The organism is Syntrophales bacterium, from assembly GCA_030018935.1.
Classification (GTDB): Bacteria; Desulfobacterota; Syntrophia; order Syntrophales; family CG2-30-49-12; genus CG2-30-49-12.
In genome coordinates this window covers 20,365-34,372 of record JASEGZ010000001.1, presented here as the reverse complement: position 1 = coordinate 34,372, position 14,008 = coordinate 20,365, and the positions used below count along the sequence as shown (strand labels likewise).

12 protein-coding genes and 1 tRNA gene are annotated in these 14,008 nt (G+C 47.8%); all 13 read left to right on the top strand.

Translation table 11 applies throughout. The features are described from left to right. Position 1 precedes the first annotated feature (1 nt). Positions 2-1,300, top strand: a complete 1,299-nt coding sequence (gene hisD, locus QMD03_00185; GenBank protein MDI6775653.1) for a histidinol dehydrogenase — start codon at positions 2-4, stop codon at positions 1,298-1,300. A 58-nt stretch (positions 1,301-1,358) separates the two neighbouring features. After that, positions 1,359-1,433 (top strand) — tRNA-Gly (locus tag QMD03_00180). Between the two features lie 196 nt (positions 1,434-1,629). Further along, positions 1,630-2,151, top strand: a complete 522-nt coding sequence (rimP, locus tag QMD03_00175; protein MDI6775652.1) for a ribosome maturation factor RimP — start codon at positions 1,630-1,632, stop codon at positions 2,149-2,151. A gap of 23 nt (positions 2,152-2,174) precedes the next feature. Next, positions 2,175-3,458: a transcription termination factor NusA gene (gene nusA / locus QMD03_00170; protein MDI6775651.1), complete on the top strand. Its 1,284-nt coding sequence runs from the start codon at positions 2,175-2,177 to the stop codon at positions 3,456-3,458. 132 nt (positions 3,459-3,590) lie between these two features. Then, positions 3,591-6,182 carry a translation initiation factor IF-2 gene (gene infB, locus QMD03_00165; protein ID MDI6775650.1) on the top strand — a complete coding sequence of 864 codons (2,592 nt, stop codon included), beginning with the start codon at positions 3,591-3,593 and terminating at the stop codon, positions 6,180-6,182. A gap of 51 nt (positions 6,183-6,233) precedes the next feature. After that, positions 6,234-6,563 (top strand): DUF503 domain-containing protein, encoded by a 330-nt coding sequence (locus QMD03_00160; GenBank protein MDI6775649.1) that lies wholly within the window; start codon positions 6,234-6,236, stop codon positions 6,561-6,563. Between the two features lies 1 nt (position 6,564). Further along, positions 6,565-6,903: a 30S ribosome-binding factor RbfA gene (gene rbfA / locus QMD03_00155; GenBank protein MDI6775648.1), complete on the top strand. Its 339-nt coding sequence runs from the start codon at positions 6,565-6,567 to the stop codon at positions 6,901-6,903. A 52-nt stretch (positions 6,904-6,955) separates the two neighbouring features. Next, the gene (locus QMD03_00150) at positions 6,956-7,912 is read left to right on the top strand and encodes a bifunctional oligoribonuclease/PAP phosphatase NrnA (GenBank protein MDI6775647.1); all 957 of its coding nucleotides are present in this window, start codon (positions 6,956-6,958) and stop codon (positions 7,910-7,912) included. An 11-nt stretch (positions 7,913-7,923) separates the two neighbouring features. Further along, complete coding sequence (truB, locus tag QMD03_00145; GenBank protein ID MDI6775646.1) at positions 7,924-8,940, top strand: tRNA pseudouridine(55) synthase TruB; 1,017 nt, start codon at positions 7,924-7,926, stop codon at positions 8,938-8,940. A gap of 78 nt (positions 8,941-9,018) precedes the next feature. After that, entirely contained in the window at positions 9,019-9,285 is a 267-nt protein-coding gene (rpsO, locus tag QMD03_00140; GenBank protein ID MDI6775645.1) for a 30S ribosomal protein S15, read from the top strand. A 79-nt stretch (positions 9,286-9,364) separates the two neighbouring features. Continuing rightward, positions 9,365-11,485, top strand: a complete 2,121-nt coding sequence (locus QMD03_00135; GenBank protein MDI6775644.1) for a polyribonucleotide nucleotidyltransferase — start codon at positions 9,365-9,367, stop codon at positions 11,483-11,485. Between the two features lie 48 nt (positions 11,486-11,533). After that, the gene (locus QMD03_00130; protein MDI6775643.1) at positions 11,534-12,778 is read left to right on the top strand and encodes a pitrilysin family protein; all 1,245 of its coding nucleotides are present in this window, start codon (positions 11,534-11,536) and stop codon (positions 12,776-12,778) included. Positions 12,779-12,797: 19 nt separating this feature from the next. Further along, positions 12,798-13,982, top strand: coding sequence for a homocysteine biosynthesis protein (locus QMD03_00125; GenBank protein MDI6775642.1), 1,185 nt, complete (start codon positions 12,798-12,800; stop codon positions 13,980-13,982). The last annotated feature ends 26 nt before the right edge of the window (positions 13,983-14,008 follow it).

Below are 14,008 nucleotides of genomic sequence, written 5' to 3'. Positions count from 1 at the left end.
GATGAGAGTTATCCACACGGGTGATTTTAATTTTGAGGAGACTCTCCGGCGGCTCAGGCATCGGGGCAAGGTCTTTGATGAAGATGTCTGGACGATTGTCAAAGAAATCGTAGAAGATGTAGCCCGTAGAGGAGATCAGGCCCTCTTCGAATATACGGAAAAGTTTGATAGACAGACGATAAACGCCGGTACTGTCATGGTATCTTCCGGGGAAAGGGAAGATGCCATCAGGCAAGTGGAGAAAGAAGATTTGGAAGTGTTGAAACTGGCTGCCGGCAGAATAGAAAGATTCCACGAGAAACAGGGCACCCAAGGCTATTTTTGTTCCGACGAAGAGGGGATCGAACTTGGATTACGGATATTGCCCCTGGAACGTATTGGTATATATGTCCCCGGGGGCCTTGCCTGCTATCCCTCTACGGTGCTTATGGCGGCAATCCCGGCAAGGATTGCCGGTGTCGAAGAGATCATTCTTGTTACACCTCCCAGGGGAAGAGGAATAAATCCCCTTCTTGCCGCTGCCGCCAAGATAGGCGGCGTGAGGCGAATATTCAGGATAGGTGGCGCCCAGGCAATAGCCGCTCTTGCCTATGGCACCGAGTCAATTCCCGGGGTAGATAAAATTGTGGGACCAGGGAATGCTTACGTAGCAGCGGCAAAAAAGATGGTCTATGGTCATGTTGCAATTGACATGATTGCCGGTCCCAGTGAGATTCTCGTCATTGCTGACGGGAGGGCCGATGCTTCCTTTGTGGCCGCCGATCTGCTTGCCCAGGCCGAGCATGATGAAATGGCGAGCGCTGTCCTTCTGACGCCTGATGAAGTGTTTGCCCACCAGGTGACCTCAGAGGTAAAGATGCAACTGGATAGCCTGCCGAGAAGAAACATTGCGGAAAATTCCTTGCAGGAATTCGGTGCTATTATTGTCACGGAAAGTATTGATGAGGCCATTGCCATTGCCAACCGGTTTGCCCCGGAGCATTTAGAATTGATGGTCGAAAAGCCACGGGAAGTACTGGACAGGATCAGGAACGCCGGGGCTGTATTTCTTGGATACTGGACACCGGAGGCGATCGGAGATTATATTGCAGGTCCCAACCACATACTTCCCACAGGGGGGACGGCAAGGTTTTCCTCCCTGCTGGGGGTTCATGATTTTGTGAAGCGTACTAGTATACTGTCTTTTTCTGATGGGGCTTTCCAGAGGTATGGTGAGCAGGCAGCAAGACTTGCGAAGCTGGAAGGTCTTGATGGTCACCGAAGATCCATTACCATGAGGATGGCACGAAAGAAAACTTGACAAAATATACATTTTGATTATCTTTTAGCCGGACTGTTGCCGTAAATCCAGCGATTTTGCGGGCGTAATTCAGCGGTAGAATGTCAGCTTCCCAAGCTGGACGTCGTGGGTTCGATTCCCATCGCCCGCTCCAATAATCCCTTCCACCACTGTAAGCGTTTAGCTATCAGCGGTCAGCCATCAGCTTTTGAATGAAAACTGAACGCTTACGATCTGCTTAAGAAACCTGATTTTTTTCTTGCAATACCAATCTTTCTGTGCTAGATTAACTTTAAATCATCGTATTTTACTGATGAGTGGGCTCTTTGCCCACTTTTTTGTTGTAAGCTATGACTTTTCAAGCATACAGGGAGAAGATCAGACAACTGGTAGAGCCTGTTATCGAATCCGAGGACATGGAACTGATTGATGTTGAATGTCTGAAGATGAAATCCCGATGGATTGTCCGAATTTACATGGACAAGAAAACAGGCGTTACCCTCGAGGATTGTTGTGAAATAAGCAATCAGGTCGGTGATATCTTTGACATTCACGATGTGCTTCCCGGTTCCTACACCCTGGAGGTCTCCTCGCCCGGTCTGGATAGACCACTTGTGAGAGACAAGGATTTTATAAAATACAGGGGATGCAAGGTACATGTCAGGATAGCTGAAAAGTTAGAGGGGATAAGAAATTTTCGGGGGAGACTGGTTGACTTTTGTGAGGAAAAGGGAAAGAAGCTATTGGTTGTTGACATCACAGGAAAGATCTATCGCATACCGAGAGATATGGTGGTCAAGGCAAATCTTGAATATGAGTTCGATAAGGATATCGGGTATGGGTCATTGAAGGGGGTTACGGATGAACCTTGATGATGACCAAGGAGGATTTTTAAATGGTGCCAGAGCTTAAACGTCTGATTGAACAGATGGGTAAGGACAGGGGTATTGATAAAACTATCATCATAGATGCCCTGGAGGCTGCCATGTTAACAGCGGCACGAAAAAAACTGGGGCCCCATGTGGACATCGAAGCCCATTACAACGAAGACTCCGGGGAAATCGAGCTCTTCCAGTTTAAAACCGTAGTGGAAAAGATTTTGGATCCCGACGTTCAGGTATCCCTTGAAGAGGCAAGAAGAAAATTTGATGAAGGAGCAGAACCCGGAGACAGTCTCGGTACGAAGATAGAAGCGAACACCTTTGGCAGGATCGCTGTCCAAACGGCCAAGCAGATTATCATTCAGAGGGTGAAAGATGCGGAGCGAGACATCATTTACGAAGAGTACAAGGATAGAAAAGGTGAGCTGGTTAACGGTTTCGTTCAGAGATTTGAGGGGGGGAGTATTATCGTTAATCTTGGACGTGCAGAAGGGGTGATCCCCCCGGCCGAGCAGGTCTACAGAGAGATGTACAAGCGGGGAGAGCGTATCCGGACCTATATATGTGATGTTAAGAAGTCATCAAAAGGTCCCCAGATCATCCTTTCGAGGACCCATCCTAATTTTATCAAGGCCCTCTTTGAAATTGAAGTTCCCGAAATCTCTGAGGGATTTATTGAAGTAGTGAACATTGCAAGGGAACCGGGTAAAAGGACCAAGATTTCTGTGAGAACTAAAGACAAGGATATAGATCCGGTTGGCGCCTGCGTTGGTATGAGAGGGAGCCGTGTACAGAGTGTCGTCCAGGAATTGAGAGGGGAAAAGATCGATATTGTCCCCTATTCTGATGATCAGGCCACGTATGTATGCAGCGCCCTGTCTCCGGCCAAGGTTAACAGGGTCCTTATGGATGAGGAAATGCGTTCCATGGAAGTTATTGTTCCCGATGATCAACTGTCTCTGGCCATAGGGAAAAATGGGCAGAATGTCAGGTTAGCTGCTAAACTAACAAGATGGAAGATTGACGTCAAGAGTGAATCTATGGCAACAAGACAGGACGAAGAGGGGTACAAGTCCCTCATGAAAATACCAGGTATTGGCCGGGTGACGGCAGAGCGTCTCTACGGAGAAGGATTAAAGAGTGTCGCCACGATCGCTGCGGCTGATCCTGAGATGTTGTCTTCGATTCCTGGTGTGGGTGAGAAAACCGCCTCGCGCTGGATAAAGGAGGCAGGCAAGATAATTAATGAGGAGATTGTGACTATTCAGGTGGATAGACTGAAGACTGAAGGTTGTTAGGAAACTACAACCTTCGGTCTTCATCTAATGGCCTAATAAATGGCTTGATTTGTGCCTTGCAAGATGTTTTATAGCCTTCGGCCTTCAGCCTAAACACCTGAATAGTTACTCCATAATAGGAGTGTTTCAAGAATGTCTAAGAAGAGAGTTTACGAGTTAGCCAGAGAACTGGGCCTTGACAACAGGGAACTTATCTCTCGTCTGGAAAGACTCGGTATTGCTGTGAAGGCGCACTCAAGTACCATTGAAGACTCTGACGTACAGAGGATCAGGAGGGAATTGCTATCCGGTGAACCTCTTGAGATGGTTGAAGAAAGAATAAAATCCAGCGTGATCAGAAGAAGAGCCGTTCGCCCCCATATCGAGGAGGTAAAACCGGAGGCAGTTGAGGAAGGTGTTCCTGCCCCGCCCGAAGAAGAGAAATGGGAAACACCCCCGGAAGAAGTCACCCGGATGGAAGTAGTTACAGAGAAAGAAGTGGAGGTTCGGGAGAAACCGATGCCAGCCTGGCAAGCAGTGGAGAGTAAACCGGAAGAAGTGGTTAGCGAAGCAAAACCCACCTCCTCTTCTGCCTCCATGCCGGTATCTGTGAAGGATAAGAGGGAGCTGCCTGTAAGGCCTGAGAAGAAAAGTGCCTTATCTGTTCGAATGCCGAAGAAGGCCAGGGCGGAAATTAAAAAAGAAACTCCGGAAAGGCTGAAGCTTGCGGTCGTTAAGGAGGTCCTTCCTCCTGAAGAGGAGAAACCGGCGAAAAGGGAAGGGGAAAAACCGAAGAAAGAGTGGAAAAAGCCAGTAGAAGTATTAATAAAAGAGCAGCTACCAATACGGAAAAAGGTCTTTGTTAAGAAGATTGTAGGTAAAAGGGACAGGTACCTGGAAAAAGAGACGGAAGAGGAAAGAATTGCGAAGTGGAGGGAAGAAAAAAAGGTAGCTGCCGTCAAAATGAAAAAGACGGTTATTACCGTACCCAAAGCGATTAAGAGAAGGATAAAGGTGGGCGAGGCGATAAGCATTGGTGACCTTGCCAGAAAGATGGCGGTTAAGGTAACTGAGGTGATCCGCAAATTGATTCCCATCGGTATGATGGTAACTATTAACCAGTCTATTGATCGTGATGTCGCTACTATCGTTGCCAGTGAATTTGGATATCAGGTAGAACCTATCGTTGCCGAATATGATGAATCCATGCGAAAAGTAGCTATACCCCGGGGAAATCTCAAACCAAGGGCACCGGTTGTCACTATCATGGGACATGTTGACCATGGCAAGACATCCCTTCTCGATGTCATCAGACAGACTAATGTAATTGACGGTGAGGCAGGCGGCATTACCCAGGCTATCGGGGCCTATCATGTACATATCAAAGACAGGGACATCGTCTTTCTCGATACCCCCGGTCACGAAGCCTTCACGGCTATGCGGGCCCGAGGGGCTCAGGTCACAGACATTGTTGTTCTTGTCATTGCCGCCGATGACGGGGTTATGGACCAGACCATTGAGGCTATCAACCACTCAAAGGTAGCCGGTGTTCCCATCGTTGTGGCGATCAACAAGATTGATAAACCGGATGCCGATCCGGGAAAAATCAAGCAAGCGTTGACCGAATATGATCTTGTGCCCGAGGAATGGGGTGGTAACACCATATTCTGTGAGGTATCTGCAAAGAAGAAAACAGGTATCGAGGAACTTCTCGAGATGATTCTTCTTCAAGCGGACGTTATGGAGTTAAAAGCTGATCCCGATCGGCCTGCCCGTGGCGTAGTTATTGAAGCAAAGCTTGATCGGGGGCGTGGACCGGTGGCAACGGTTTTGATTCAGGAAGGTACCTTAAGAGAGGGAGATGCCTTTGTTTCCAAGACAGAGGCTGGCAGAGTCCGGGCCATGATCAACGACCAGGGACAACGGATCAAAGAGGCGCTACCATCAATGCCTGTGGAGGTTATTGGATTTTCAGGGGTTCCTCATGTGGGTGCTGAATTCGTCTGTGTGGAAGACGAGAAGAAAGCACGCAGTATCGGAGAGTACTGGCTCAGAAAAGAACGGGAACGAGAACTTTCCACTTCTGCAAAGATTACCCTCGAACAACTGTATCAGAGAATTAAAGAAGGGAGCAAGGAATTCAATGTCATTATCAAATGTGACGTACAGGGGTCAATTGAGGCCCTGACTGAGGCCCTGAACAAACTGAGCACGGCGGATGTGAAATTGAAAATTATCCACAGTTCAACAGGCACCATTACAGAAACAGACGTAATGCTGGCCTCGGCATCAAATGCAATCATTCTCGGTTTTAATGTCAGACCCACCAGCAGGGTGATAGAGTTGGCGGAGGCGGAAGGTGTTGAAATCAAGCTCTACGATATTATATATAATGTAATTGCCGATGTGAAGGCCGCCATGGAAGGTCTTCTTGAACCCCTTTACAGAGAGGTGGTCCAGGGCCGCGCTGAAGTCAGAAAACTATTCAAAATACCTAAGGTAGGAACCATTGCCGGCAGTTATGTAACGGATGGGAAGATTACAAGAAAGTCCAATCTCAAGCTGGTGAGAGACGGTGTGACGATTTACGATGGCAAACTGCTCTCCCTTAAACGGTTTGATGAAGATGTAAAAGAAGTGCAATCGGGGTTCGAATGTGGTATCGGGGTAGACGGCTTTAATGATATCAGAGCGGGGGATACCATTGATGCCTATGTTAGCGAAAAAGTAGAGAGGAAATTATAAACAAACAATAGCGGCAGCCGGCGAAGACCAGTAAAAACGGAGAAATGAGAAATGGTCGTCGGATATGGAATCGTGGATTTGTGGATTAATGAAAGCAGATCCCTGAAGGAAAAAAGGGGGGGACTGAGCAGAATATTAAAGCGAACGCAAAATACATTCAATATTTCTATTGCTGAAATCGGTGATAATGATCACTGGAAGCGGGCGAAAATCGGTTTCAGCGTGGTAGGCAACGACAGAAGTTACATCAATGGGAAAATAGACCATGTCTTGAGATTTATAGACAGCCTCCAGCTTGCCGAGGTGGTAAATACAAAGATTGAAATTGCCAGCTTTTCCGAGGCGACAGATTCGTGTGATTATCTGGCAGATAAGTATTAGTATGATGAACTTTAAAAGGGCAAGCCGGGTAGCCGAGCTTATCAAAGTGGAGATTTCAGATATCCTGCTAAAGCGTGTCAAGGACCCACGTATTGGGCCAATTACTATCACAGGTGTAAAATTGACCGATGATCTCCGCCTGGCAAGGGTATTCTTTGTTGAGATGGGAAAAGATACATGCTCTGATGAAACCAGAGCAGGCCTCCAGAAGGCAACAGGTTTTTTGAAAATGGAGCTGGGGAAGAGATTACAATTGCGGCACATACCGGAGATCAGCTTCGTGTATGATGAATCATTTGCCTATGGAAGTCGTATAGAAAAGCTTTTAGCAGAAATATAATAGGTAAGCTGTCAGCTTTCAGCAAAAACAAAAAAATACCTTAAGGATACATATGGTTCTCAGGATCATTGATATTATCAATAGTTGCCAGGTTTTCCTTATCACCTCTCATGTAAGACTCGATGGTGACGCCCTGGGTTCGGAATTGGCCTTGTACCATATGCTTCGTTATATGAAAAGGGAGGCTGTTGTTTACAATCAGGATAAAACCCCTCAAAATTATCGTTTTCTTCCCGGCAGCGATGCTATAGTCCACCAACTTCCACCGGTGGAAAAATTTGAAGCTGCCTTTGTCCTGGATTGCAGTGAGCTGGAACGTGTGGGGGAGGAGGCAAACAAGATAAGACAGATAAAGCGGATCATCGCCATTGATCATCACATTTCCCGGGGAGGTTTCTGTGAGATTGCCTATATTGATCATCAGGCGAGTTCCACGGGAGAGCTGCTTTACCGGCTTGCAGAGCAGATGTCCCTCGAACTGACAGCGGAGATGGCAACCAATCTGTACGCTGCCATTATGACGGATACGGGAGGATTTCGCTACGGAAGCACAAGGCATAGTACCTTGATAGCAGCGGGAAATTTGCTAGAAAAAGGTGCCAATCCACAGTGGATAGCGGAGAACATTTACGAAAGCAAACCGCTAGCTAAAATTAAGCTCTTGAAGAAAGTGCTTGAGACCCTGACTTTTGATAGTGACGGAAAGATCGGCTCCATGGTAGTTTTACAGAAGACCATCGAATCTGTTAGGGCATTGCCGGAGCATACCGAAGGTTTTGTAGATATACCCCGTTCCATCGAGGGAGTGGAAATTTCCATCCTTTACAATGAATTGTCGGAAAATTACTTCAAGATAAGTTTCCGATCAAAAGGGAAAATCAATGTAGAACGGATTGCCAGGGCATTTGGAGGGGGAGGACACACTAATGCTTCGGGTTGTGAGGTTGAAGGGGATATTGAAACGATCAGACATCGTGTACGGGATGTGATCAAGGCTTGTGTTAAGTGAAGTCCCGGGCCATGGATGGTATTGTTGTGATAGATAAGCCTTCAGGAAAGACATCTTATGCTGTGGTCTCGGATGTCAGGAGGTTGCTCGGTGTAAGAAAGGCCGGTCATACGGGCACCCTGGATCCTCTGGCAACAGGCGTCCTTCCCGTATGCATAAATGAGGCAACGAAGCTCGTACAGTTCTTTTCGCCGGACAGCAAGGAATACCGGGCAACGATGTTACTGGGGGTAGAAACTGACACCCTCGACATGGAAGGGAAAATAACCGCTCAGTGTGAGCCTCATGTTGAAAGAGGCGCTATAGAGGAGGTGTTGCGTCGCTTTGTCGGAAAGATAGAGCAACTTCCTCCCCGTTACTCGGCGGTTAAATTTCAAGGAAAACCGCTTTATAAATGGGCAAGAAGGGGGATCGCCGTTGATCCACCTCCGAGAAACGTTGAAATTTATACCATTGTGGTCGAAGCAATAGTATTGCCATACGTGACATTTAAGGTATCCTGTTCCAGTGGTACCTATATACGTTCTCTCTGTTCCGATGCGGGCAAAATGTTGGGATGCGGGGCATGTCTTGCGTCGTTGCGAAGAACAAGGAGTGGCTGTTTCCACGAAGGATTGGCGGTGTCCACTGAGGATATTGACAACGAAAAAAAACGAGAAGTGCTCGTCGCAAATATCGTGCCTCTGGTGGACACCCTGCCGGAAATCCCCGCCATCAATGTGGATCAGGCATTGGCAGAAAAGTTCAGGGGAGGCTGTCAACCAACTGCCAACGTTCTTAGTGTAAATCGTATTCCTTTTCTTGCCGCCGGAGATGTGGTAAGGTTTGTGTCGCATGATCGTTGTCTTGTTGCGCTAGGAAAAATGCTTTATGCTTCGGATCAAATGGCTTCGTTAAATGGAAAGAAACAGGTGGTCAAAATCATGAGGGTATTTAATAGCGGTCAGCAATTAGCGGTCAGGAAGAAGCTTGAAAGCAGAACGCAGAATGCTGAACGCGCTGAACGCCGACAGACAGTAAACATCTAACAGGGTAAGACTTTGTTTTTACTGAACGCTGAATGCTGATAGCTGAACGCTGATAATTGAGAGGGAGGAGATAAAACGGTGTTAGATGCTGAACAAAGAGGGAAAATAATTGGTGATTTTCAATTGCACGCAAAGGACACAGGATCCCCAGAGGTCCAGATTGCGCTTATGACGGCGAGGATAGTATACTTAACGGAACATTTTAAGGCCCACAAAAAGGACCACCACTCCCGTCGAGGACTTTTGAAGCTCGTCGGGCAGAGGAGGAAACTTCTCGATTATCTGAAGAAAAAGGATGGGGAAAGATACAGGAGAGTGATTCAGCGCCTCGGTTTGCGAAAATAGGCAAAAAACACAAGTCGTACGTCGTAAGTCTTCGAGGACATATGACGTATGACATACGACTAAGAAAGGAAAACAAATTATGAGTAAAGTATTTAGCACAGATTTCGGAGGGAGAAGTATCTCCCTGAAAGCGCATTATGTGGCAGGTCAGGCCGATGGCGCGATCCTTGTGACCTATGGCGATACAGTCGTTCTCGTGACTGTTGTCTCCTTAAAAAACGCAAGGGAAGGACTCGATTTCCTGCCTCTTACAGTTGATTATCAGGAGATGACCTTCGCCGCGGGAAAAATCCCCGGCGGTTTTTTTAAAAGGGAAGGTCGTCCCAACGAGCGCGAGACATTAACCTCAAGGATCATCGACAGATCAATACGTCCTCTGTTTCCTAATGGCTACTTTTATGAGACACATGTTGTGGCGAATGTGCTTTCCGCGGATAATACAAATGATACCGCAGTGGCGGCCATGTTAGGCGCTTCGGCTGCCCTTGAAATATCGGATATTCCCTTCGAGGGACCGGTTGCTGGTGTCAGGATCGGCCGGCTGGACGGGGAATTTTTATGCAACCCATCGGCAGAGGTGTTAGAAAAATCGGACTTGAATCTCTTCTTAGTCGGCAGAAGGGCACTTCCCGGTACGGAAGGTCGTGAATTTGATGTAAACTTGGTAATGCTTGAAGGAGAGGCTCGTGAGGTTGAGGAAGATGTGATCGTTGATGCCATCAACTTAGGATTGGACGTCATTCGCCCCTTAATCGAACTTCAAGAATGTGTACGTCAGAACATCGGAAGAGAAAAGAGGGTTGTAAAGCTATCTCCCACGGACCGGTCCCTTGTTACGAAGGTTGCCAACGCCGCCGCGGAAGGTCTTAGAGATAGCTATACTACAGGGCCAAAGCTGGAAAGATATGCAAAACTCGATCGTCTCAGAGAGACGGTAATCGAGGAGATCACCAGAGAGGATGCGGGACTTCGTCCTCTGGTCATGGAAATATTTGAGGATCTTGAACGAAACACTATCAGAAACATGATCCTGCACGAAAAAAGAAGGAGCGACGGAAGATCCAACACAGATATCAGACCGATCAGTGCTGAGGTTGGAATTTTGCCGAGGGCCCACGGATCGGCCATCTTTACCAGAGGTGAAACCCAGGTCCTTGCCGCCCTGACACTCGGTACATCCTCAGATGAACAACGAATGGATTATATCGGCGGAGAAGAGATGAGGTCGTTTATTCTGCACTACAATTCCCCCCCCTATTGTGTTGGAGAAGCACGACCTTTAAGGGGCCCGGGAAGAAGAGAAATCGGACATGGCGCTCTCGCCAGAAAGGCCCTGCTTCCCATCCTCCCCGCCGAGGAAGAGTTTCCCTACACCATCAGAATCGTTTCCGAGGTCCTGTCGTCCAATGGTTCATCTTCCATGGCCACGGTGTGCGGTGGCGCCCTTTCCCTGATGGATGCCGGTGTACCCGTGAAGGACGTCGTCGCCGGGATTGCCATGGGTCTGTTGAAAGAGGATGAACAAGTAGTCATCCTGTCCGATATCATTGGTGACGAAGACCATGCAGGTGATATGGACTTCAAGGTGTGCGGGACAAAAAAGGGGATTACGGCCATGCAGATGGACATCAAGATCAGCGGGATTACACAAGATATCCTGAGAAAGGCTCTCTACCAGGCAAGGGAGGGAAGGTTTTTTATCATTGAAAAGCTAAGGGAGACCATCGCTGAGCCACGGAATGATATATCCATGTACGCCCCGAGAATCACCATGGTAAAGGTAAAACCGGAGAAGGTAAGGGACGTGATCGGTTCCGGAGGGAAAAATATCAGGCAGATTGTCAGTGAAACGGGAGTCAATATTGATGTGGAAGACGACGGCACCGTGACCATTGCCTCCAGCGATGCAGAAGCCGCAGCCAGGGCTGTGGCCATGGTCAAGTGGCTGACTGAGGATGCGGAAGTAGGAAAGGTATATCGCGGCACAGTCAAGAAGATTGTAGACTTTGGCGCTTTCGTGGAGATACTGCCAGGTACGGAGGGGTTGGTGCATATCTCACAACTTGCCAGGGAAAGGGTTAATAAGGTCACGGATATCCTGAAGGAAGGAGACGAAGTGCTGGTGAAGGTCCTTGAAATTGACAGGCAGGGGAAGATCCGGCTCTCCAGGAAGGAAGCATTAGGGGAGGACACGGTATAATTTTCCTTCAGAAAAATCCGGCCGGCCAGAAAGGATACATCGGGGACAATGTACTATAGAACCGTTCTGGATAATGGTATCAGGGTTATTTCCGAGGAGATTACCCATGTCAGATCAGTATCCATAGGGGTGTGGGTGCAGTGTGGTTCCCGCAATGAAAATTTGAAGACAAACGGGACGGCTCATTTCATCGAGCACATGCTTTTCAAGGGAACAGAGAATAGATCTGCCTTTGATATTGCATCGGCTATTGATTCTGTCGGTGGTATGATGAATGCCGCCACCGGGAAGGAACTAACCTCTTTTTACGTCAAGATACCTGATTATCATCTGGCCCTGGCGATTGACCTGCTTGCCGATATATTAAAAAACTCGCAATTTGATACCGCAGAAATCAGTAAAGAAACAGCGGTGGTCCTTCAGGAGATCAATATGGTGGAGGATTCACCTGATGATTATATTCATGACTTCTTCGATGCCATATTTTGGGATGGCCACCCCCTTGGTCGTCCGGTTTTAGGGACGAAGGAAGTGGTGGAGAGATTTAACAGAGAGGCCCTCCTCAATTTCTTCAATGCCAGATACAGAGGAGATAACCTTGTGCTGACCGCCGCCGGTAATCTGAAACATGATGTCCTGGTTGATCTGGTTCGGCGCGCCTTTGGGTCACTGGCGGAAAAGGCTGTCAAGGACGAGGCCACTACGCCGGTAGTTTCATCAAAAGAAGCCGTCCTCAAAAAGGATCTGGAGCAGGTGCACATGGTAATCGGTACCCTTGCCCCCTCTGCAAGCAGTCTCCAAAGATATCCATGTTTTTTGATGAACGCCATCCTCGGTGGAAGTATGAGTTCAAGGTTGTTTCAGGAAATCAGAGAGAAAAGAGGTCTGGCTTACGCCATCCATTCCTATATAATCCCCTATACAGATACGGGTATGCTTGGCATTTATGTGGGAACCAGCGAGGAGAAGGTATCCAATTGCATCGGTTTGGTTCTTGAAACACTGAAAGGATTATGCGGTGGTCTGTTGACAAAAAAAGAACTGACCTTGGCCAAGGAATTGGTCAAAGGTAATTTCCTCTTGGGTATGGAAAGTACCGATAATCGCATGATGAAGCTGGCCAGGGATGAAATATACTTAAAAAGATATGTGCCGCCGGAAGAGGTTCTCGCTTATATAGATGCCGTTGGCGTAGAAGATGTCAGGGTGCTGTCCTGCGAGATATTCAACCCAGATACCATAAGCTTAGTTGCCATCGGCAGGGTTTCGGAAAAAGATGTGAGACTCGATTAGAGGTCAGAGGAAAATGTTCATGAAAAAATATAAGGTAGATAAAACTTATAAAGAGATCAACGAAAAGATAAAACAGGGAAAGGCCATTGTTGTAACGGCTGAAGAGATGAGCGATATTGTGGACAGACATGGCGCGATTGAGGCAGCCCAAAAGATTGATGTCGTCACCACCGGTACATTCAGTCCCATGTGTTCATCAGGCGCCTTTCTGAATTTTGGTCATACCGCCCCGAAGATAAAAGCAGCCAAAATCTGGCTTAATGATGTGGCAGCCTACGGTGGTATCGCCGCCGTTGATTGTTATATCGGGGCAACAGAAGTGGCTGAGGGAGACCCTCTCAACAGTGTCTATCCGGGAGAATTCAATTACGGCGGGGGACATGTCATCGAAGACCTCGTGGCAGGAAACGTGATCAGACTACGGATGGAGGGTTACGGCACGGACTGCTATCCGGCCCGGAAACACGAGAAGAATATTACGATCAACGATCTGCGCGACGCCATCCTTTTTAACCCGAGGAATGCCTATCAGAACTACAATTGCGCCGTCAATATGTCTGATAAGATCATCTATACCTATATGGGGATACTGAGACCACGCATGGCAAATGCCAATTACGCTACCTCGGGGCAGTTAAGTCCTCTTTTCAATGATCCCTATTATAAAACTATCGGTATCGGGACAAGGATCTTTTTGGGAGGCGCTCAAGGTTTTGTGGCCTGGGAGGGCACACAGCATAACCCTCATGTCCAGAGGGGGAAAAACGGGGTTCCTAGAGAAGCGGCGGGGTCAATTGCCGCTATTGGAAACCTCAAAGAGATGCGTCCCGAGTGGCTTGTGGGAGCCAGTATGCTCGGATATGGGGTTTCCCTGTATGTGGGGATCGGTATTCCCATTCCCATCCTGAATGAAGAGATGGCACGTTATACGGGAGTTAAAGATGAAGATATCTTCACCCAGGTTTATGACTACAGCGTGGATTACCCGAAGGGAGGAATGGCCAAGAGTCTTGGCGAGGCCAATTACAAAGAGTTAAAGAGCGGCGCCATTGTACTGAACGGTCAGAAGGTAGCTACCGCCCCCTTATCAAGTTACGTAAAGGCGAGGGAAATCACCGATATCCTGAAAGAATGGATTGAACGGGGAGATTTTCTTCTGGGAGAGCCCCAACAATGTCTTCCCTCTGACAATATCTTAGAGTAGGGCGGCGCCTCCTGGTGCTAAATTAT